This window comes from Bacillus sp. GMa5/1, from assembly GCF_050172015.1.
In the GTDB taxonomy this organism is placed as follows: domain Bacteria; phylum Bacillota; class Bacilli; order Bacillales; family Bacillaceae_G; genus Bacillus_A; species Bacillus_A cereus.
Genome location: NZ_JBNLYC010000012.1, coordinates 1 through 21,342, shown reverse-complemented (window position 1 = coordinate 21,342; position 21,342 = coordinate 1). Strand labels below are relative to the sequence as shown.

Sequence of the window (21,342 nt, the reverse complement as noted above, 5' to 3'; positions counted from 1 at the left end):
TTTAAGTCTTTTTATTTTTCTTATGAAAATAGAGATACTACTTGTTGTTACCCTTCAAAAGAGTTTAACGACATGGTCAATTTCTTAATAATTGCGCATACTACAAGTATCTATTGATGAAATAGCTTTAAGGAGGAAAGTTTTGTGAAAGATAAGTTCTATAAAATCCTCTCTATGTGGATTTTACAAATTGTATTTTATTTTACTACTGTACATGTGACGAAATATGAGCATGCTCTCATTTTTACACTAATATACGTAATCGTAAATGTACTATTCTTATTTTTAGCTGACAAAACAGCATTTATTTTCTTCATACTAGGAACCATTATTTCCGTATTTTATTTGTTCTATCAAGCATGGCTTCACTTATGGAGTACATCAGATCAATGGCAATATATGATTACCCACTTCCTGATGGCAGCTAACTTCTTCATTGTATATATAACAACTCACCTATTGAAAAAAGTGATTCATGAAAATAAAGCTTTAACTGAGCGTGTGAGAACATTGGAACAATATATTGGAGAATCCAAATTACTAACAAGACAAGAATTCGAGAGACGCCAAGCGTTATTAACGACTGCAATGAATCGTCGTAATGAAACAGGCATTATTGTTTACTTTGATTTCACTTCCTTTAGTAAATATACAAAGGAAAGTGTTATGGACCGTGTAGCTTCTTTATTAGTTGAAACGGTAAGGAATGATTTTGACCTTGCTGCTGAATATGATAATAATACGCTAGTTATTTTATTACAAAACACAAATGAAGCTGGTGCTGACATTGTAATGAACCGCCTAAAACCAAAAATGGAGCAATGGCTTGCTGCTGAAGCAATCAAAGATATAAAAATTTCACGCGAGCAAATTGGAAACAAAGGACAGACACTGTTATGATGACTCTCGTTATACTTCTTTTATTCCTTCTGTTTTGCGTACTCGTTTTTTGGATTAGTATCACATTTTCAATTAAATATGTACTTATTTTTACGGCCTTTCTATTCTCTGGCTTACTCGTTTACTACTCTTTCTTAACAATCGCGGGCTTAATTCACCGAAATAGTAAACGAAAAGATCGTACGCTAGAACATTATCCGAGCGTCGATATTTTCATACCTGCCCATAATGAAGGCGTCGTTATTAAAGATACTTTAGAGGCGATGGCAAAGATTGAATATCCAGGAAAGCTAACTATTTATTTATTAAATGATAACTCTCAAGATGAAACACCTGAAATCGGAGATGATTTCGACAAAGCTTATGCTCATATTCGTCATATTCGTGTTCCTCCCGGTGAACCGAAGGGTAAATCACGTGTACTAAACTATGGGCTTAGCATTTCAGATGGTGAGTACTTCTGTGTTTACGATGCAGATAACCAACCTGAACCACACGCACTGCGAATGCTTGTAGAACACGCTGAAACAACTGAAGATGCTGTTGGAGCTGTTGGACACGTTCGTACAGTAAACGAAAAAAGAAACTGGTTAACGCGAATGATTTCGCTAGAATTCCAAATCTTCCAGCTCCTTATGCAATCTGGACGCTGGTTACTATTCCAAACGGGCTCGCTGACAGGAACAAACATGCTTCTTCGTCGCTCCGCACTAGAAGAGCTTGGTGGCTATGACCCTTACGCAATTGCAGAAGATGCTGAATTAACATTACGAATTACACAAAAAGGTTATCTCTTACCAATCGTCCCAGAATCAGTTACTTGGGAACAAGAACCAGAGCATTTAAAAATTCTTATTAAACAACGTACACGTTGGCTCCAAGGAAATTTATATATTTTAGAAAAAATGTTCTCATCATTAAGTTTCTTTAAAGGAAAGCTGCTTGTTCATTCCTTACAACAAGTTCTAGTGTATGTTGTATTTTGGCTATTCCTAATCATTTCGAACGTTTGGTTTGTAATTGGGCTGCTCGGGATATTCCAAATTCAATATAGCATTCCGCTACTATTTATGTGGTATGTCGCATATATTACATATGTTTCTCAATTATTTAGTGCCCAGAGTGTCGAACGAACCTTTACACCGACTAATATTTTTATTAGCGTTATTATGTACTTTACGTACGCACAGCTCTTTACGTACTTATTTATTCGTAGCTTAATCTTATACTTACGTGCAAAGAGCAAGAAACAAGTCATTGGCTGGGATAAAACAGTTCGATTTAAAAAAGATAAATAATAAAAATAAGCACAGAGCGCCGTATGCTCTGTGCTTATTTATTGCCGTATAAATTATATATCAGACAATACCCCTTAGCTGAAAGTAATTTCACGTCCATCCCCCAACGAACGATCGACCTTCATTTATATACGAAAAAGTGATTGCTATTTTTGTAGAACCAATTGCTTCTCTTGCTGTTCTTTGCGCGTTTCAGTCTTAGGTTCCGTGCTTTCTTGGACACTACGATGTGCCACACGTTTCAAACAAATATGCTTCCACTTTCTTTCGTAACGTTTCATTATTCTAGATGTCCCCCTTGAATGCGCTTTAAAACTATTTGAAATCGCTTACAGGAAATAATATAGCACATATATATAAACGTGACAACACATTTCCGACAATTTTTTGTCAAAAATATGAATAGAATTCGTAAGGGATCGAATATTGTCGAAACCTATCGTTTTTTCTTCGTATAAAAGGCATACTACTTATATGGTAAAGTATTTTATTTCCCCTATCTGCATTTTAAATTCCTTCTATATAAAGTGAAACTTTCATTAGCCATCACCAATCGGGCTTTTACAAGCAGCTCGATTTATTTGCTTTTGCTGAATTTTGAGGTGGGGTTCTTACTGCTCAGCAAATAGAGGGATAAAAAAAGAGCTGATATGAAATCAGCTCTTTTCCTTCTATTAATAATGACGCTTCATACGTCCTTCTTTTTGTAACTCTTTAAATAATGCTGCCATCATAAAGAAAATAACAAAGACGAACGGGAATGCTGCAATGATAGCTGCCGTTTGTAATGCTTCTAATCCGCCAATATATAATAGCGTAGAAGCTATCGCGGCTAGAACGATACCCCAAATCATTTTAATACGATTTGGTGGGTTTAAACTACCATGTGTCGTTAACATCCCTAAAACGAATGTTGCAGAGTCTGCAGATGTAATAAAGAATGTTGCAATAAGTAAAATACCTAAAACTGATAAAGCTGATCCAAAGCTGCCCATCTGATCGAACATAGCGAATAATCCTACTTCTGTTCCCATCTCTTTCACTTTTTCGAAGATATGTGCATCACCAAACAGCTCCATATGAATACCTGTTCCGCCGAAAACGGAGAACCACAGTGCACCAATTACGGTCGGTACGAGTAACACACCGATAACAAACTCACGAATTGTACGGCCTCGTGAAACACGAGCAATAAACGTACCTACGAATGGTGACCACGCAATCCACCATGCCCAATAGAAAATTGTCCACGATTGAATCCATTGGTTTCCACCTTCGTCTAATGGACTTAAACGGAAGCTCATGCTTGGTAATTCCTGAATGTAAGAACCGATTGTTGAAGTGAAGTAATTCATAATAAAGTTTGTTGGACCCGCAAATAATACAATAATCATAAGTGCAAACGCAAAAATAATGTTCGTATTACTTAAATATTTAATTCCTTTATCAAGACCTGTTTGCGCAGATAACATAAATAATACTGTTACGATTGCAATAATAACTAACTGTGTCGTTAATGAATTTGGGATAGATGTTAAATAGCTAACACCACCTGCAATTTGTTTTGCACCGAGACCTAATGACGTTGCAACACCAAACACAGTTGCAAAAACAGCTAACACATCAAATGAATGAGCAATACGCCCGTGTTCCCCGCCCTTAAATAACGGACCTACTGTCGCACTAATCGTACTTGCTTTTCCTTTTCTAAAGGTAAAGTAAGCAATACATAACGCTACAAACGCATATAGTCCCCAAGGATGTAATCCCCAATGGAAAAATGAAAAACGCAGTGCAAGACGCGCACTTTCCTCAGTTGCACCTTCTCCAAACGGAGGTGCGTATAAATGGTTTAATGGTTCGGCAACGCCCCAGAAAACTAACCCGATACCCATACCAGCACTAAATAGCATAGCAAACCATGTCATATAACTATAATCAGGTTCGTCATCATCTTTACCTAAACGAATAGAACCGTATTTCGAAACAATTAAAAAGATAGACACACCTAAAATAATAGAAACGGAAATAATATAAAACCAGCCGAACTTACTAACTAATGCAGTTTGAATTGCGGTTGTTACATTTCCTAAACTACCTTTTCCAATAATAGATTCGGGAATAATCCCCCAAATTGTAAATGCAATACATAATGTTAATGAAACGATGAATGTTTTTGTCAGTTTCCTCATCAAATCCCCCTTCGTAGGTTTCGCTTTTGTAAATAACATAAATTCCGATATGTAAAATCGGATAGAAAACTATAATTTTGCGGTGATTTTCTTACTTTCACCTTCACCAATTCGAATTCTTATGGACAGCCTTACCTTTCGTATAACCTTTTCACTCTGCAAGAGCTACAAGCTAGAAATACTGCTGTCAAATTGTGTGAGAAAAACGCGGATAGGAATGTATTTTCCTAAAAAAGGATGTGTTACATATGTAAAAAAGGGCAAATTTCTTCCTTGCAACCCTTTCGTTTTGTAACAATTATGCGGTTTTTTTGCTAGTATATAGCACGTGTTTATAGCTTCACAAACAAAATGTTTATGTTTATATAACTATATTACCCATAAAACGGTAAAATACTCAAGGAATGTAATCGTTTAGTAAACATCATGTAACATTACTGTAACATTTTTATTTACGTCGAAAAAAACATGTTGTATTAAATATTTTGAATATAACTAGAAACCTATGATTCATATAGAATGAAAAACGCTTTCTTATATTTTTTGTTATATTACAGGATATTAACGACTTATTACGAATGGTTTGTAATTGTGTGTTTTCCCCAAATCCGAAAAAATCTGTTGCTATAATGAGGACACGAAAACAAACGCAATGGAGGCTATCATGAAAAAATTAATTGGTATAGCAACAGCAGCAGTTTTTGGTCTTGGGATTTTCACATCATCTGCTAATGCAGAAACTGTTGTAACAACAGATGTACTAAACGTACGCGAAAACCCTACTACGGAATCAAAAGTTGTCGGTAAATTACTAAACGGTAATAAAATAGATGTACAAAATACAGAGAACGGATGGTCAAAAGTTACTTTAGACGGTAAAGACGCATTCGTAAGTGCAGAGTTCACAAAAAGCATCTACTACGTAACAGCTAACGTATTAAACGTACGTGCTGAAGCGAACACAAACTCAGAGGTTCTTGGAAAGTTGAAGAAAGACGATGTAATCGAAACAACGAACCAAGTACAAAATGAGTGGTTACAATTTGAATATAACGGGAAAACAGCTTATGTTCATGTTCCTTTCTTAACAGGTACAGCACCTGTAATTGAGAAACAAGAAACAACGGCTCCTGCTAAAGCTGAAGCACCAGCTAAGGCTCAAACACCTGTAGCACAAGCAAAACCAGCTGCTAAGCCTGCTGTGAAAGCTGCTGAAACTAGCGAACCATCTGGTGGTCGTGAGTTAACAGTTGTAGCTACAGCATATACAGCTCACCCGAGCGAAAACGGTGGCACATATGGCGGCCGTGTATTAACTGCAATGGGTCATGATTTAACTGCGAATCCAAACATGAAAATGATCGCTGTTGACCCGAAAGTAATCCCATTAGGATCTAAAGTATGGGTAGAAGGTTACGGAGAAGCTATCGCTGGAGATACTGGTGGTGCAATTAAAGGTAACCGTATCGATATCTTACTTGGATCAGATAGCGCTGCTCAAAAATGGGGACGCAAAACTGTTAAAGTGAAAATTTTAAAATAACCAATGACTGCTAAATTACAAGCCGGTTCTCTTTATTGAGAGCTGGCTTTTATTTATAATACATATAAGGAGGCTATGCCCATGAATGTACAAGCAAAAGTAGACTGGATTGGTACGCCAAAACCGTACATATATAAAGATGAAGTGACATATAACGCTACTTCTATTGATTTTTCACTCACTGGCGATGATAACCGCTATAAGTTAATTGTGCTCAAGTCTGAAAACAATACACATTACAAAATTGTGCAATATGGAATAAAACCAGGCTCTCAAAAGCCATTTCCTATCGACATTCCATTTGAACAAAACATGTTACCAATTATAGAGCAAATATTACATGATCCATATGTACAAGCGATACTAAAGGAAACGCACTCATAATTGTAAAAAAATATATCAACGGTTTGACACGAAATATCGATTTAGCTACAAAAAAGAAGCTGTTCAAATATTGAACAGCTTCTCTCATATTAACGAGTTGGACCAGATACATCTTCTGATTTCAACGTATTATTTGCACCAAGAGAATGATACAGCATCTTTCCATTTCCATTCACAGTTACAATATGTTCGTTATTAAAACTTTTGAACTTCACAGATCCATCACCGTAACGAATATGATACTCTTCATATGTCGTTACTTTATATTTCGTATCACTTTGACGCTCTACATTACGAACTTCCATCGTTAATAAGTCTTCTGTAATTCCTTTTTTGTGTAAATACTGTATATAATCACGGTCTTCCTTATACGATTTCCCGCTCTTATCATAATTATTTTCAATTAAACTAAAATCATTTAATGAAATTGCACGTACGTTATCATAAATATGATTTCTTACAAATTCGCCCACCGCTGAACTTGATGTTTCTTTCGGGAATTTTAAGTAATACGTGCTTTGGTCTCCAATTTTAACACTTTCAGATTTCATCACACCAAAATCAGTAGTTTTCTCTAAATGTACTTCTACTGTTTCATCTGTGGATACAGGACCAAGCTTATAACTTCCATAATTTAATTTTCCACGTTTTTTCCCGTTCACAAATACAGTTGCATCACTTTCATCAGAAGAAATGCTTACATACTTGCCTTCAAGCGATAAATCCACTTTCACCTTCTCGCTCTGTTCATCCGCTAGATCTACTTCTTTCTCTGTTTCTAATTCAGTCAGTTCTGTCTTCGCCGTTGCCTTTACAACATATGTACCTGGGAAGTATGGCCCCAACTCTTTCGAAGTTTTATCACTAGAAAGCTCTGTTTCTTTTTTGTCATTCACATATATCTCTGCATTTTTTGCAGTTGTACTAATGCTCATATAATAAGATTTCATGCTAAACTTATACTTTGGATATAAGAACCACTCTTTTCCCTCTTCTACTATTTCCCCGTCCTTAAATGAAGATTTATCTTTAGTTAACTTTTGATCTACTGTCTCTTTCTGTAAATAAGACAGTAATTGTTTGTTGTAAGAAGGATTCTCTTTTAAATAACGCATGTACGCTTTAATATCCTCTGTCTTAATCTTTAAGCTTGAATCATTCGCTTTTACAAACTCATCAATTGCATTAATATCTTTCTTTTGGAATGCTTCAATCATTACATTTACTTGCTTTTCTTTTGAAAACTTATATGCTCCAAATTTATATGCCCCAAATAATAATGCAGCAATAGCAGCAAAACCAATGATCAAAAATAAATTTTTCTTACTTTTCACTGGTTTTGTCTCGCTTTGTAATTCTGTATATGAAGCAGCAGTGTTATCAACGATTACTTCTACTTTACTCCCACACTCAGGACAAAAGTTCAAATGGTCTGCAACATTCTTTTTACATGTTCCACAAAACTTCAACGTGCTCTCCTCCTATTTTTTAGCTAATTTCATTCCAGCAAATGCCGCTACATATGTCACAATCAAGCTAAACAAAGTTAAATATATAAATGAATTTTGCATAGATAATACCGTTCCACTTGTTCCAAATAAACCTGTTACCGTTCCTGAAACATTAATTTGGAACTTAGAAATCATATTCATTACAATCATCATAATTGTGTAAGAACCACTACATACCGCTAATGTAATATATATATTGGCGGTCGGTAATTTAGCTAACTTTCTTCCCGCTCTAAACATAAAGAACAATGGAATAATAAGCAGTAATAAACCATAATGGAATACATTATTCACTTTATCAAATTCTGCAAGGCTTTCCTCATTTGCTCCTTTTGAAATCAATATCTCCCTAAGCTCTACGCCATTTACAGAGACGCCTGATATAAATGAAAACGATAGCGTGCTCTCATATGTATTTGATTTCTTACCAATTCTAGTGAATTCTTTACTAAGTGCTGGACTTGATACTTCTAACGGCGCAAAATGAGCCATACTCCATAATTGAGGTGTTAACTCTAATGCTAATAATGTACTTTCAGATTTTAAAGTTGTTATTTCTTTTAATGGTTCAATACCGTCTTCCTTACTTACTAACGCCATAATACAAACCGCTACCGCTGTTACTAAAAGTCCTTTTATCATAGCTGAAACACCGTAATACACAGACGCTCCATATGGCATTAACTCTTGAAATGCTACTGCCATATTGTTTTTACTTGTATGAGCAATAAATCCTAATAAGGTAAATAATGTCCCACATACAAAACCACTCAATAAACTCTTAATCGCTGAATAGCCAACCGTAATCTTACCTGCTTCTGAGAATGGAATTGCAAAAGATTGTGATGCTATAAAACTTATAATGAATAAAAAGACGCCATAAATAATACCAACTGTTGCTGCCATAAAGATTTGATCTTTAATCGTTTTCGCAACATGCTGTTTCCCTAACCAAATTCCTGTACCAGCGAAAATAATAAATGGAATGATTAATAATAATGTAAATGGAGTATGCCAAGATAAAGAAAATATCAATCCACTATCATCGTTAGCTGTAAAACCAAGTAAATGGTAACTTAACATCGTAGAAGTTGCACTCGAATAAAAACTTGGCAACATTTCTAATTCTTTTGCAAATTTGCTAAACATCTCACTTAACATAGAAGCAAATAATAAACTACCAATCCAACCAGCAATTAACATGAGAATACTTGCAACAGCCCCACCAATAAAACCTTTTTGTAAAACGGCTTTATCTGCTTTAAATTCAACTTTAGGAGCACCATCCATTGTAGGCAATTTTACAGATTGTTCTTTTTTCTTCACAACAGATAAAGAATACCCACACTTTTGACAATATAAATTTTTTTGAGCATTTTCACTGCCACAACCTTTGCAGTATTTTGCAGTATCTTTTTCTAATGTTACTGCATCTATAGCTCCTGCAATCTCCATACTACCTTCATTTGGGCAATAATTTACTTCTTCACCATGTTGTTTTCCACATGTGCGACAATACATTTAATTCACTCCCCACTTTGCTTAATTCCACAAACTGGACAGTAAGTAGAGTTTTTATCGATATGCTCATTACATGAAATACAATTTACCGTTTCACCTTCATTTTCTACTGCTAACATCGGGTTAGGTTTTCCACACGAACCACAAAACTTATCATTTATTGATAAAGGTCCACCACATTCACATGTAGCTTTTTCACCTTGTTGTTTTTGCAATTCAACAATGCGCTTTCTTGCTTGATAAATAGCTACATCAAATTCTTGAACTGGAGCAATCATTTCTTTTAAGCTCGCTTCATTTACTCCACTTCCTCTTAATTGAACATACACTTGCTGCCCAACCTCTAATAGAACCTCTGCTTTTTTCTGCATTTGCACTTGCTTTCCCTTTTTCAATTGAGCAATTTCTTGTGCAACTTGCAACTTCATTTTCCCTTGTTCTATTCCTTCTTGTAACTTATTCATTCCACTACCTAACTTCGTCTGTAAATCTGACAAATTATTTCTCCTCCTATACGTATATATTCATATATGAAATTAACATTTTATATATTACCATGATTTTCAAGTTATGTAATCCAAATTTCATTTTTTCTGTTTTGAGCATTTTTTGTTTATAATGGTAAAGGAAAGAAATATGTGTACGGAGGAATATTATGCTGCAACACTCAATTACGAAAGATGAAATTATGATGATTGCGAATGAGTTCGTTCAAGGACTAGATCCACAGCAAACAGCTGATCAGGAACATGTCGCTACAGCTCGGCACCTATATCGTAGTGGTGTTGTCTACAACGTTGACTTTGATGGTTATACACTATCAGGAACTGTAGATGCGGAAGGCAACGTATATAGCGTTCATATTCCGATTCGTAATGTCGCTGAAAGTTATTGTGATTGCTTCGCACCAACACAATGTGAGCATATGCTCGCTGTATTACTATCTGCAGCGTCTAGTTTCGGGCAAGTAGGAGATGTATTAACTTTATTTAAAAATAATACGAAACCTTCCCTTCCTCCTATTAGAACTGCAAGACAAGTATTGCAATCATCAGCTTTTGAAGAAACGGATTATAAAAGTTGGGAATCATATTTTGAAAAAGAATATGAATCATTTAAAAAAGAACAAGCTCGCCTTACTTATAAACAAATGTATTTTCTTATGAGTATCTTTACAGATTTCTATACGAAGCTTGAGCGGAAAGCTCCGCGCGTCATCGCCATACATGAATTATTCAGGTTACATGCAGCACTTTACTGCTTTCAAAAATTATTAGAAGAAATTCAGGCATTCGAAACAAACAAAACGTATTCTTATCACCAACCTGTTAATGTCATTCGCCTATTTGTAGATAAAGTGGAATCCATCGTTCGGGACTTACAATCAGAAGCGATTCCTTCAGAGTCTGAAATAATTTTGCAAGAAACAGCTCGTCTCGTTCATGAAGTATTCTTCTCTACCGATGCTTATACGCAAGAGCGATTTTTCATTTATCGTCACATATGGAGTGAACTTTTAAACAATAAAGAGAACATACAAGAGGAAGAAAAACGAATCGATACGAAAATCAATCCACTATCCAAAGCATTAGCGTCTTCTCATCTTCTCTTTTTAAATGATGAAGATTTACTAGCGATGGACTTACTAAAGAAACAACCTGCTTCTGTTGTGAGTCTATACTTCTATTGGTTAGAAGAACTATTAAGTGCCATGCAATGGGATCGTGCAAAAAACTGGCTTTCCTTTACGTATAAACAAGTAAAGAAAACGATCCAAGATCACGAAAATACGATTTTCATAAAAGATATCGTTCGGCTATTTGTAATCATGTATGAAACATACGCAACACATACAAATGAACAAGCTGGTTTTGAAATGATTTTACAAGAACTATTACCGTATAGCTTCACAAACTACGAACAGTACGTACTCGCGAAAAAACAGTATCGCACATGGGCAGAGCTTCATCTCTTATATGGATTTGAGGCAATTGAACTGTTGAAAGAGCCACTGAAAGATATTGAAAAAGAAGCGCCAGAAGTGGCACTTCCTCTTTACCATCTTGCTGCTGTAGAGGCGATTGAAGAACGAAATCGTAAATCATATAAACGTGCAGTTCGTTACTTAAAGAAATTACGTACATTATATAAACGATTAAAACGCACCGATGAATGGGATGCTTTCATTATTCACATCGCCAATCTCCATTCACGTCTGCGTGCACTACAAGAGGAATTACGGAAAGGAAAATTAATCGATGATCAATCAAACTGAAGTAACAATTAGGCTCCAGCATGTTAGTCAAGGTTGGTTCCTTTGGGGAGAAGATGACAGCGGTACTCCATTATCCGTAACAAGTTGGAAACGAAATGCATTCACATGGCACTCCACTTCTTTCTACGGTACGTTTCTAAAAGAAGCAACCTTCGAAGGAAAACAAGGTGTGCTGCTAACAAATGCACAAGCCTTTGAATACATTGCAAACAAACCGATGAATTCCTTTGCACATATTCAAATAAACGGCACGATTACAGCACTTACGAAAGATGCAAATGAACTATGGGATGCCTTTACGAGTGGTAGTTTCGTACCAGATATGAATCATTGGCCTAAACAACCATCTTGGAAAGTTCAAAATACACCAATTGAAGATGACACATTAGCATCGCTTTTCTCAGCAGCAGTAAATGAAAGCATATTACAAGACAACCGCTCAAATGACGGCTGGGAAGATGCTAAAAGACTATATGAACATTACGACTTTACGAAAAGACAACTGGAAACAGCACTACATGAAGAAGATTGGCTTCGGAAAATTGGTTATATCGAAGATGATCTTCCGTTTACAATCGGACTAAGACTACAAGAACCACAAGAAGAATTTGAAATGTGGAAGCTTGAGACAATTGTGACACCAAAGCGCGGGGCGCATCGCATATATGTATATGAAAACATCGATTCCTTACCGAAAAGATGGCACGATTACGAAGAACGGATTACAGAAACACAAGAAGGTTTTAGTAAACTCATACCGTGGTTAAAAGAAGGCGATACGTTCCGAAATGAGCTCTTTGAAACAGAAGCTTGGAACTTCTTAACAGAAGCAAGCAATGAATTACTTGCAGCCGGTATTACAATTTTACTACCATCATGGTGGCAAAATTTAAAAGCAACAAAACCGAAATTACGTGTCCAGCTGAAGCAAAATACAGCACAAACACAATCGTTCTTCGGTATGAATACGCTCGTTAATTTTGATTGGCGCATTTCGACAAACGGCATTGATTTATCAGAAAGCGAATTTTTCGAACTCGTTGAACAAAATAAACGTCTATTTAATATAAATGGTCAATGGATGCGACTAGATCCAGCCTTTATCGAAGAAGTAAGGAAACTCATGAACCGTGCCGATAAATACGGACTAGAGATGAAAGATGTCCTGCAGCAACATTTATCAAATACGGCTGAAACAGAAATTGTAGAAGATGATAGTCCGTTTACTGATATTGAAATCGAACTAGATGGATATTATGAGGAACTATTCCAAAAGCTGCTTCATATTGGAGATATTCCAAAAGTGGATGTCCCTACTTCACTAAACGCAACACTTCGCCCGTATCAACAACACGGCATTGAATGGTTATTATATTTACGAAAACTTGGATTTGGAGCATTGCTAGCTGACGATATGGGACTCGGGAAAAGTATTCAAACAATCTCTTACTTACTATATATAAAAGAAAACAATCTCAAAACAGGCCCTGCATTAATCGTAGCGCCGACATCTGTTCTTGGAAATTGGCAAAAAGAATTTGAGCGTTTCGCACCGAATTTACGTGTTCAATTACATTATGGAAGTAATAGAGATAAGGGCAATTCTTTTGAAGATTTCCTTCAATCAGCAGATGTTGTATTAACATCTTATGCATTGGCTCAACTCGATGAGGAAGAACTAACTTCATTATGCTGGGATGCTGTTATTTTGGATGAAGCACAAAATATTAAGAACCCACATACGAAACAGTCGAAAGCAGTACGAAACTTGCAAGCAAATCACAAAATTGCTTTAACTGGTACACCGATGGAAAATCGCCTCGCTGAACTTTGGTCCATTTTCGACTTTATTAATCATGGATATCTCGGAAGCTTAGGGCAATTCCAGCGCCGCTTCGTCACACCGATTGAAAAAGATCGTGATGAAGGAAAAATCCAGCAAGTTCAACGGTTTATCTCACCATTTTTACTGCGCCGAACGAAGAAAGATCAAACAGTCGCATTAAATTTACCAGATAAACAAGAACAAAAAGCTTACTGTCCTCTTACTGGTGAACAAGCTTCCTTATATGAACAACTTGTTCAAGATACACTGCAAAATGTCGAAGGATTAAGTGGAATTGAAAGACGCGGCTTTATATTACTTATGCTGAACAAGCTAAAACAAATTTGTAATCATCCAGCTCTTTATTTAAAAGAAGAAGAGCCACAAAATGTCGTTGAACGCTCTATGAAAACAAAAACGTTAATGGAGCTCATAGAAAATATAAAAGATCAAAATGAAAGTTGCCTCATCTTCACTCAATATATCGGCATGGGGAACATGCTAAAACGTGTGCTAGAAGAAAAATTCGGCCAGCGTGTCCTCTTCTTAAACGGTAGTGTACCGAAAAAAGATCGCGACAAGATGATTGAGGAGTTCCAAAACGGAACGTATGACATTTTCATCTTATCCTTAAAAGCTGGCGGAACAGGATTAAACTTAACCGCTGCCAACCATGTCATTCACTACGATCGTTGGTGGAATCCAGCTGTGGAAAATCAAGCAACAGACCGCGCATATCGCATTGGTCAAAAACGATTTGTTCATGTTCACAAACTCATTACAACAGGAACATTAGAAGAAAAAATTGATGAAATGCTAGAAAGAAAACAATCTCTAAACAATGCTGTCATCACAAGCGATAGTTGGATGACTGAACTATCAACAGACGAACTAAAAGAATTACTTGGTGTATAAAGTGAAACTTTAATTAGTGGGGGTTTTGTTCATCTCCAACTGATTATCAGCCCTCACCAATCTGGCTTTTACAGGCAGCCCGCCCCCCACCTAACTTTTTTACTTTCACTGAATTTTGAGGTGGGGATCTTACTGCCCGTTAATGCGGGATAAAGTGAAACTTTAATTAGGCCAATCACGTAGAGTTTTACTACCCGCAAAAAAAGCGCTAATCTCGAAATGAGATTAGCGCTTTTTTCTATTCCAAAACCAATTACTTATTATAATCCCCGTTAACCCACCGCACGTATCAAGCAATGAATCTTGCCACATTGGTGTACGGTCTCCCGTATACCATTGGTGAATTTCATCAAATGTTGCATAACCGGCAACGAAAAGAAGGGCATATATAAAACATCTTTTCCTCGAATGACCTGATCGATGAAAAGCGTAATAAATCAATGAACCTAGCATAAAGAACACCATAAAATGAGCACCTTTACGAAGGAAAAACTCAATAAATCCGCCTACCCCTTTATTCGCAATACTAACAGGGGTTCCTCCACCATAATCAATAGATACCCATGAAAAATGCTCTTTCACAAATTCAACATTTACATATTGTTCAATATCTGAACGCATATCCTGCTTTTTATATGGTTGTGCCGAAGAATAGAAAATCAGCCCCATCCATAGTAATACAGGAATCCAAAATAACCATTTACGATTCATTATCCAGAATTCTCCTCTCTTAATCTTTTAAGGGTACCAAAAAAAAGAAAAAATTTCACGCCAAAACATGACATTTGTACCCTATTTATAAAGTGAAAGGAGGTGATACACATGGCAATTGAAACAATCGTAATGGATTTAACTTTACGTCTTGTCTTAAACAACGGATTAGATAAGAACGGTAAAACAGTTTTCAAGAGCAAACAATTTAAACGTGTTAAAACAAACGCGAGCTTAGATCAAGTACACAACGTAGCTCATGCTCTAGCTTCCTTACAAGCATCACCACTTCACGCTGTGCAACTTGTAAGCACATCAGATCTTTCTAAACTATAAAGTAAAACTCGGATTAGTGGGGATTTTATTCATCCCCGCTGATTATTAGATCACAATTTAACCGGCAGACCCGAATCCCGTAAATAGCTTGATAAATACAAAGGAGGGAATAACACATGCAAGTACTAGAGTTGATTTTCGCGAAAGAAGATGGAAAAACAGTCGTTTTTTCTATCGATACGCCCATCACACCAATCGATGCACAAGTCGTAAATCAAGTAATGGATACAATCCTTGCCTCATCTGTATTTTCATCCATTGATGAAAATACACGAAAAAAGGGAGCTCGCCTTGTAGAAAAAAATGTATCTGAAGTTCCCATTACTCTATAAAATTAAAAAGACGAATCTGCATCATTTTGCAGATTCGTCTTTTTTCTTCGGCATTTCAATCGGAATAAAAATCTTTGAGAAACCGACGCATACGTACTTATAATGTTCTTCACCTATATCAAACTCAGTCGTATATGTTGAGAAGAATATATAATCATTTCGCTTCGTATAATGATCAATTAATAACCCAACTTGTGGCTCAACATACTTTTTCGCTAACTTTTTACCGGCCGATGCCAAGTCGCCAAGGAGACCCTCTTCATTCTCTTTTTGAACTTCATCTAGCTTCTTACTCACATCATTACGCTTCATAAACTGCTTCGCTGCCCATTCTGTATATTCTCCCTTACTCGGATTACTGTTTGCTAAATATACTAGGAGAACGACAACTAAAGCCATAATAATATACTTTTTCTTCATACTATATCACCGCCTACTCTTTTCTATTTTCATATATATGTACAAGCGATGCAAATTAGAAAGACTATCACCTATTGATTGTAAACGAATAGACAAAATTTACAATATGAAATAGAATATTAACAGTAAATTTACTTAATTTATATATAATTATATTCGGAATAAAAATTATAAGGGAGGATATAGAATTATGGATAATGAAAACAACATTTTTATTTCTAGTTCTACAATGATGCTTGAACCATGTAAACACCCTTATTACCGCACAAAAATTATCGACAGTAGCGGGAACCATCTTTACTCCTGTCAAACTGCTCTCCAACTTATACAGAAATCTTGTCTAACAAATATTCATTCTACTTATCAAGGGAGACGTAATGCCGTAAAAACAAAATTTAAATTCAAACAAAACGTTCCTATTCCGATCAATCATAGAGAATATATTTGTGCTTTCCCAACAGAATCTCCTGCTTCTCCAAATTGCATTTGGCTTTTCTTCAAACATGTTCATACAATAGAGTTTTTCAAAAAAGCTAAACAAGCTAAAATTCATTTTTCAAATGGAGCTACCGTAACGATACAAATTAGTCCCCATAAGTTAAGCCAGCAATTATGGAAAGCTGGATATGTATTATCCCAAATGAACATGCAAGATTCATCACCTTAATAACAAATAGAATGGAAGGTAGTATTTCCTTACCTTCCATTCTATTTTCTATTTTTATCCTTTTACACTATCCCGCATTTTCTCGATTGCTTGCCGATACATCCATCTTACTTGATAATATGTCATTTCCGTCTCTAAAGCGATTTCTCCCATCGTCTTCCCTACAAAGAAACGTTCAAAAATAATATACTTCTCCTTCTCGTCTAACACACTCATAAAATCCTTCACTCTTATTTCAACATCTTCAAAATGAAAGATATCCTCATACTCTCCTACACATACACACCTCTCCTGCACTGCGAACTCTTTCTTCAATCTCTCTAATATATAACCTCGCACCGTTACAACTGCATATGCGGGAAAACTCCCTTTCTCTGCATCATACCTTTCATACGCATACCAAAGACCAATTAAACCACATTGATAATACTCTTCATAATCTTTACGAATACCTAATTTCTTTATTTGATTTACAATCATCCCTTCATACAAAACAACTGCCTCTTTAAAAGTCGCTGGCTTCACACAGTACCCGTTTCTAAAAGGTATACCTTTCTAGTATTCCGCGGTACCTTCACAATATAAAAATAAAGAAAAGATTTCACTGTGAGTAATTTCAAATACTACCGACGGAATTTGAAATTACACCAGCTAGTATTTGAAATTTTGTTGGTGGTATTTGAAATAGGGGTAAAAATAAAAAAAGGTGACTCCTTTAAAGAGTCACCTTTCTATTTTATTTCCTTATTGGAACATACCTTGTAAAGCGCCCATTCCAAGAGTTAAAACAAAGAAAACAATAGTAATAATTGTTGCCTGCTTTTTAGTTAAACCTGCTGTAATTTGAAGACCTAGCCATGTAACTGCATATCCCCAAATTGTAAACACTTCAAATTTACTTACAATGCCTTTTACAACACCACTACTTGAAGCAAAAATTGGCTCTAGGCCTGTGTACATTTCTTGACCTGATCCACCTAAAATATATGCTAAAATCGTATTTATTAATAAACCTAGTAATGAAATAACACTTGAATATACAGTAATCGCTAATAATTTTTTATAAGAAGTATCATTGCTTATAAATACCATTAACACTTTATACACCACGGCACTAAGTAGAAAGACAAATGCCATACTAATAGCAATTACCCCAAATCCCATACCATATGTCATTGCAGCTGAAACAGTAACACCTAATTCCTTATTAAGCTTAATTGCTTCAGGTGTTAGAGAATATACATAAGCAGCAAATCCCCCAACAAGCCCAGCTATTAAAACAAGTAGCCAAAATGCACCCCAAACTGCATTACTCGTCTTCATTCTCTCAAACTGCTCACTTGGAGAAGTAATCATTCCTAATAATGATGGCTTCTTCGCACCTACATCTTGCGTATTAATATTAGCTTCCATTATAACGCCTCCTTCTATTTATATAACCCGTTCTAACGGGCGGTTCACTTCCTCATATAGAGGCTACGAACCGCCCACTAGAACGGTAATGTGTAGTTCTACTACACTATTAATTACTCATAACGCAATGCTTCAATTGGATCTAATTTCGCAGCTTTATTTGCTGGAATTAATCCGAAAATAATACCGAGTGTCATCGAGAACAGTACGCCTCCAACGACAACTTCCCACGAAACGAGCGGTGGCCATTTTGCGAATGTAGAAACGATATATGCTCCGCCATACCCAAGACCAATTCCGATTAAACCACCTAAAAGTGTTAACATAACAGCTTCAATTAAAAACTGTAATAAAATTTTACTACGCGTTGCTCCAAGCGCTTTACGTATCCCAATTTCGCGCGTACGCTCCGTTACAGATACGAGCATGATATTCATAACACCAATACCACCAACGACTAATGAAATACCAGCGATACCACCGATAATCATCGTCATGATGCTAGTTACTTTAGAAACATTTTCTTGGAGTTCTTTTAAATTCACCAGTTCATATTTACCTGGGATTTCACTTGGCTTACGACTATTTAATACATCAACAGCTCGTTTCCCTGCTGCTTCTAAATTGTCTACATTTTTAGCTTGAATTGCGATATTTTGAATATCATCTGTCCCATATAAAACAGGCCATAACGTAAGAGGAATTAACGCTTCTTCCATTTCAAATCCCATAAATTCATTATCTGATGTATACACACCAATAATTTGCATTGGCTGTCCCTTCATCTCAATAATTTGTCCAACTGGGTTTACGTCCTTAAATAACGTTTCCTCTGTTTTTGTGCTAATCATCACAACGTTATTCGCGTGAGAAATATCTGATTCATTTAAGGAGCGGCCCTTTACAACCTTTACTTTATTAACCGCAAAATATTCATTATCAAGTCCAATAACATTCAGCCTTGCTTTTTTATCATTTACATCAAGTGTCTCTGTTGTCGAATTTGTTGTAATAACGTGTGAAACATCTTTCACTTGTTTTACTTCCAAAATATCCTCTTCCGTTAACTTCGGTATTTCAAATCCACCTATAGCAAATTCATCATTAATATCTGCTTTAAATTGAATTGGCATAAGGTTATTACCACCAGAACCTGCGAATTTTGATTTCAACATCGCTTCCCCGCCTTGCCCAATTGCAACGACAGTAATAATCGAACCTACCCCGATAATAATACCCAGCATCGTAAGAGCTGAACGCAGTTTATGAGCTAAAATAGAAGATAAGGCAATTTTTATACTATCTAGTAAACTCATACCGCACACCTTCTATCTTCTGTAACTTTCCCGTCTCGCAGTACAATGCGGCGGGAAGAATACGCTGCCACTTCCTCTTCATGCGTAACCATAACAATCGTCGTACCTTCTGCATTAAGCTTCGTGAAAATATTCATAACTTGCTCACCAGACTTCGTATCAAGTGCACCAGTCGGTTCATCGGCCATAATAAACGTTGGATTATTTGCAATCGCTCTTGCAATCGCTACACGCTGCTTCTGTCCACCTGATAACTCATTTGGTAAATGATGCACGCGATCTGCCAATCCAACTTTACCTAGCGCCTCCAAAGCACGCTTGCGACGCTCTGCTTTCTTCACGCCACCGTATACAAGCGGAAGCTCAACATTTTCCACTGCTGAAAGACGAGGCAGTAAATTAAAATGCTGGAATACAAAGCCAATATATTCATTACGAATTAAAGCAAGCTTTGACTCGTCTGCTGTTAAGATATTCACGTCATTCAGCATATATTCGCCTTCTGTTGGACGATCTAAACAACCGATAATATTCATAAGCGTCGACTTACCAGAGCCAGACGGTCCCATAATCGAAACGAACTCACCGCTCTGAATCGTTAAACTAATACCGTGCAAAATCGGCACTGCCAACTTTCCTTGATAATACGTTTTAGCAATATTATTTAACGTAATCATTTCTCTTTCACTTCCATTCCGTCATACACATCGTCGGAAGGATTTTTAACCACCTTTTGCCCCACTGTTACGCCTTCTACAACCTCTGTCCAGTCCCCATCAGTAGAACCTTTTTTCACATTTTGTTTACGAAGCTTACCTTTATCCTCAACATAAACAAATGCATCATCGCCTTTTGCTACAATGCTCTTACTTGGGACAGCAATCATCTTCTTATTCTCTAAGTTTACTTGCAGAGAAACATGATAACCTGGAGATAAACCATCTTGACTATCAAGACTAGCTTTATATGTATATTGGGACATATTTTGAGTTGCTTCACCCACGCCGCCAGCTTGCGCCATCTCTGCGCTCGTTGGGAATTCGCTTACCTCTGTAATCTTACCTGTCCACTTCTTCTTATTATTTGCTTTCGCCGTTACAGTGAATGTTTGATCCTTTTGAATTTGTGACTTCTGAAGCTCAGTTAACGTACCTTGAACTTGGAATGGATCTTTAGAAGCTACTTGTAAAAACGCTTTTCCTTGACCACCTAACGCTTGAGATGAGCTTTGTGCCGCATCTTTATCTAACTTTTGAACAACACCAGCGAAATTACTATAAATCGTAAGTTCTTTCTGCTTCTTACTTAACTCTTCTTTCTGCAACTTTCCTTTTTCTTTCTCAAGGTCAATTGTTTTTTGCCCTATCTCTAACTCGTTTACTTGCTCGTCCATCGGATCTGTTACTTCTTTCCCAGCTCCGCTATCTTTCGCCTTCTTAATTTCTTTCTTCAACGAATCAATCTTCTTTTTCCCTTGATCGTAACGCATATCCGCCATCTTCTGATCAAGCTCAGCTTGCTTCATTTGAAGATTAATCTCTTCATTATCATAAGAGAATAACTTCGTACCTTTTTCTACCTCTTGCCCTTCTTTTACCTCAATATCTTTCACTTTCCCTTTGGCCGGATCTGCATAGAAGCTTTCAATATTACCAGGCTTCACCTGACCAGAAATTAACTTCGTATTATTCAGCTTACGCTCTGTCACTTTCTCAAAACTTACAGCATCAGCATTTGTTGATGCACCCTTCTTCTTACCTTGCATAACAAAAATATTAATTGC

General features: G+C 36.4%; 20 protein-coding genes. 9 read left to right on the top strand and 11 right to left on the bottom strand.

Annotation, left to right across the window (positions count from 1 at the left end; all coding sequences use genetic code 11):
• The first annotated feature begins 144 nt into the window (after positions 1-144).
• Together ACQGSG_RS05250 and ACQGSG_RS05245 are read left to right on the top strand one after the other, a co-directional pair.
• Positions 145-900 carry a diguanylate cyclase gene (locus tag ACQGSG_RS05250; RefSeq protein ID WP_000653224.1) on the top strand — a complete coding sequence of 252 codons (756 nt, stop codon included), beginning with the start codon at positions 145-147 and terminating at the stop codon, positions 898-900.
• Positions 897-2,198, top strand: coding sequence for a glycosyltransferase family 2 protein (locus ACQGSG_RS05245; protein WP_000988751.1), 1,302 nt, complete (start codon positions 897-899; stop codon positions 2,196-2,198). The genes ACQGSG_RS05250 and ACQGSG_RS05245 overlap by 4 nt, the downstream gene beginning before the upstream one ends.
• A gap of 674 nt (positions 2,199-2,872) precedes the next feature.
• Here the strand turns inward: ACQGSG_RS05245 and opuD are convergent.
• Positions 2,873-4,390 (bottom strand): glycine betaine transporter OpuD, encoded by a 1,518-nt coding sequence (gene opuD, locus ACQGSG_RS05240; protein ID WP_001230118.1) that lies wholly within the window; start codon positions 4,388-4,390, stop codon positions 2,873-2,875.
• Positions 4,391-5,054: 664 nt separating this feature from the next.
• Here opuD and ACQGSG_RS05235 point away from each other — a divergent pair.
• Positions 5,055-5,933 carry a cell wall-binding protein EntA gene (locus ACQGSG_RS05235; RefSeq protein ID WP_000733346.1) on the top strand — a complete coding sequence of 293 codons (879 nt, stop codon included), beginning with the start codon at positions 5,055-5,057 and terminating at the stop codon, positions 5,931-5,933.
• 81 nt (positions 5,934-6,014) lie between these two features.
• Positions 6,015-6,317, top strand: a complete 303-nt coding sequence (locus tag ACQGSG_RS05230) for a DUF3910 family protein (RefSeq protein ID WP_001102546.1) — start codon at positions 6,015-6,017, stop codon at positions 6,315-6,317.
• Between the two features lie 89 nt (positions 6,318-6,406).
• On the opposite strand, the gene ACQGSG_RS05225 is transcribed toward ACQGSG_RS05230, so the two are convergent.
• Genes ACQGSG_RS05225 through ACQGSG_RS05215 form a run of 3 tightly spaced genes read right to left on the bottom strand, consistent with a single transcriptional unit; the run spans position 6,407 to position 9,846 of the window.
• On the bottom strand, positions 6,407-7,786 hold the full coding sequence (locus ACQGSG_RS05225) for a zinc ribbon domain-containing protein (RefSeq protein ID WP_098207475.1): 1,380 nt from the start codon (positions 7,784-7,786) through the stop codon (positions 6,407-6,409).
• A 12-nt stretch (positions 7,787-7,798) separates the two neighbouring features.
• Entirely contained in the window at positions 7,799-9,349 is a 1,551-nt protein-coding gene (locus ACQGSG_RS05220; RefSeq protein WP_000271640.1) for a zinc ribbon domain-containing protein, read from the bottom strand.
• A 5-nt stretch (positions 9,350-9,354) separates the two neighbouring features.
• Positions 9,355-9,846, bottom strand: a complete 492-nt coding sequence (locus tag ACQGSG_RS05215; protein WP_098605283.1) for a zinc ribbon domain-containing protein — start codon at positions 9,844-9,846, stop codon at positions 9,355-9,357.
• Between the two features lie 158 nt (positions 9,847-10,004).
• Here ACQGSG_RS05215 and ACQGSG_RS05210 point away from each other — a divergent pair, with 158 nt between their 5' ends.
• Positions 10,005-11,624, top strand: coding sequence for an SWIM zinc finger family protein (locus tag ACQGSG_RS05210; protein ID WP_065702818.1), 1,620 nt, complete (start codon positions 10,005-10,007; stop codon positions 11,622-11,624).
• On the top strand, positions 11,608-14,364 hold the full coding sequence (locus ACQGSG_RS05205; RefSeq protein WP_000610111.1) for a DEAD/DEAH box helicase: 2,757 nt from the start codon (positions 11,608-11,610) through the stop codon (positions 14,362-14,364). The genes ACQGSG_RS05210 and ACQGSG_RS05205 overlap by 17 nt, the downstream gene beginning before the upstream one ends.
• A gap of 225 nt (positions 14,365-14,589) precedes the next feature.
• On the opposite strand, the gene ACQGSG_RS05200 is transcribed toward ACQGSG_RS05205, so the two are convergent.
• Complete coding sequence (locus ACQGSG_RS05200) at positions 14,590-15,075, bottom strand: VanZ family protein (protein WP_001080707.1); 486 nt, start codon at positions 15,073-15,075, stop codon at positions 14,590-14,592.
• 111 nt (positions 15,076-15,186) lie between these two features.
• On the opposite strand from ACQGSG_RS05200, the gene ACQGSG_RS05195 reads away from it, so the two are divergent.
• Both ACQGSG_RS05195 and ACQGSG_RS05190 read left to right on the top strand, forming a co-directional pair.
• The gene (locus ACQGSG_RS05195) at positions 15,187-15,411 is read left to right on the top strand and encodes a DUF1659 domain-containing protein (protein WP_000963861.1); all 225 of its coding nucleotides are present in this window, start codon (positions 15,187-15,189) and stop codon (positions 15,409-15,411) included.
• Positions 15,412-15,527: 116 nt separating this feature from the next.
• Positions 15,528-15,743 carry a DUF2922 domain-containing protein gene (locus ACQGSG_RS05190; RefSeq protein ID WP_001197593.1) on the top strand — a complete coding sequence of 72 codons (216 nt, stop codon included), beginning with the start codon at positions 15,528-15,530 and terminating at the stop codon, positions 15,741-15,743.
• A gap of 21 nt (positions 15,744-15,764) precedes the next feature.
• On the opposite strand, the gene ACQGSG_RS05185 is transcribed toward ACQGSG_RS05190, so the two are convergent.
• Entirely contained in the window at positions 15,765-16,163 is a 399-nt protein-coding gene (locus ACQGSG_RS05185; protein WP_000731405.1) for a DUF4359 domain-containing protein, read from the bottom strand.
• A gap of 190 nt (positions 16,164-16,353) precedes the next feature.
• Between ACQGSG_RS05185 and ACQGSG_RS05180 the strand changes: the two genes are divergently transcribed.
• Positions 16,354-16,830: a competence protein ComK gene (locus ACQGSG_RS05180; protein WP_000368309.1), complete on the top strand. Its 477-nt coding sequence runs from the start codon at positions 16,354-16,356 to the stop codon at positions 16,828-16,830.
• A gap of 54 nt (positions 16,831-16,884) precedes the next feature.
• On the opposite strand, the gene ACQGSG_RS05175 is transcribed toward ACQGSG_RS05180, so the two are convergent.
• From ACQGSG_RS05175 to ACQGSG_RS05155, 5 genes are all read right to left on the bottom strand, one after another.
• Positions 16,885-17,355, bottom strand: a complete 471-nt coding sequence (locus tag ACQGSG_RS05175) for a sigma-70 family RNA polymerase sigma factor (protein WP_002197020.1) — start codon at positions 17,353-17,355, stop codon at positions 16,885-16,887.
• Positions 17,356-17,574: 219 nt separating this feature from the next.
• Entirely contained in the window at positions 17,575-18,243 is a 669-nt protein-coding gene (locus ACQGSG_RS05170) for a Yip1 family protein (RefSeq protein WP_044584993.1), read from the bottom strand.
• Between the two features lie 113 nt (positions 18,244-18,356).
• Positions 18,357-19,559, bottom strand: a complete 1,203-nt coding sequence (locus ACQGSG_RS05165) for an ABC transporter permease (RefSeq protein WP_000054354.1) — start codon at positions 19,557-19,559, stop codon at positions 18,357-18,359.
• Complete coding sequence (locus ACQGSG_RS05160; RefSeq protein WP_000631626.1) at positions 19,556-20,236, bottom strand: ABC transporter ATP-binding protein; 681 nt, start codon at positions 20,234-20,236, stop codon at positions 19,556-19,558. Before ACQGSG_RS05160 ends, ACQGSG_RS05165 begins: the two co-directional genes overlap by 4 nt.
• The coding region (locus ACQGSG_RS05155) for an efflux RND transporter periplasmic adaptor subunit (RefSeq protein ID WP_426947049.1) at positions 20,233-21,342 on the bottom strand (1,110 nt) is incomplete at its 5' end. The genes ACQGSG_RS05155 and ACQGSG_RS05160, both read right to left, overlap by 4 nt.

Coding starts and splice junctions, on each gene's coding strand:
- ACQGSG_RS05170 (WP_044584993.1), bottom strand. CDS start 18,243: ATGGAAGCTAATATTAATACGCAAGATGTAGGTGCGAAGAAGCCATCA.
- ACQGSG_RS05185 (WP_000731405.1), bottom strand. CDS start 16,163: ATGAAGAAAAAGTATATTATTATGGCTTTAGTTGTCGTTCTCCTAGTA.
- opuD (WP_001230118.1), bottom strand. CDS start 4,390: ATGAGGAAACTGACAAAAACATTCATCGTTTCATTAACATTATGTATT.
- ACQGSG_RS05220 (WP_000271640.1), bottom strand. CDS start 9,349: ATGTATTGTCGCACATGTGGAAAACAACATGGTGAAGAAGTAAATTAT.
- ACQGSG_RS05235 (WP_000733346.1), top strand. CDS start 5,055: ATGAAAAAATTAATTGGTATAGCAACAGCAGCAGTTTTTGGTCTTGGG.
- ACQGSG_RS05190 (WP_001197593.1), top strand. CDS start 15,528: ATGCAAGTACTAGAGTTGATTTTCGCGAAAGAAGATGGAAAAACAGTC.
- ACQGSG_RS05160 (WP_000631626.1), bottom strand. CDS start 20,236: ATGATTACGTTAAATAATATTGCTAAAACGTATTATCAAGGAAAGTTG.
- ACQGSG_RS05195 (WP_000963861.1), top strand. CDS start 15,187: ATGGCAATTGAAACAATCGTAATGGATTTAACTTTACGTCTTGTCTTA.
- ACQGSG_RS05200 (WP_001080707.1), bottom strand. CDS start 15,075: ATGAATCGTAAATGGTTATTTTGGATTCCTGTATTACTATGGATGGGG.
- ACQGSG_RS05245 (WP_000988751.1), top strand. CDS start 897: ATGATGACTCTCGTTATACTTCTTTTATTCCTTCTGTTTTGCGTACTC.
- ACQGSG_RS05210 (WP_065702818.1), top strand. CDS start 10,005: ATGCTGCAACACTCAATTACGAAAGATGAAATTATGATGATTGCGAAT.
- ACQGSG_RS05165 (WP_000054354.1), bottom strand. CDS start 19,559: ATGAGTTTACTAGATAGTATAAAAATTGCCTTATCTTCTATTTTAGCT.
- ACQGSG_RS05180 (WP_000368309.1), top strand. CDS start 16,354: ATGGATAATGAAAACAACATTTTTATTTCTAGTTCTACAATGATGCTT.
- ACQGSG_RS05205 (WP_000610111.1), top strand. CDS start 11,608: ATGATCAATCAAACTGAAGTAACAATTAGGCTCCAGCATGTTAGTCAA.
- ACQGSG_RS05230 (WP_001102546.1), top strand. CDS start 6,015: ATGAATGTACAAGCAAAAGTAGACTGGATTGGTACGCCAAAACCGTAC.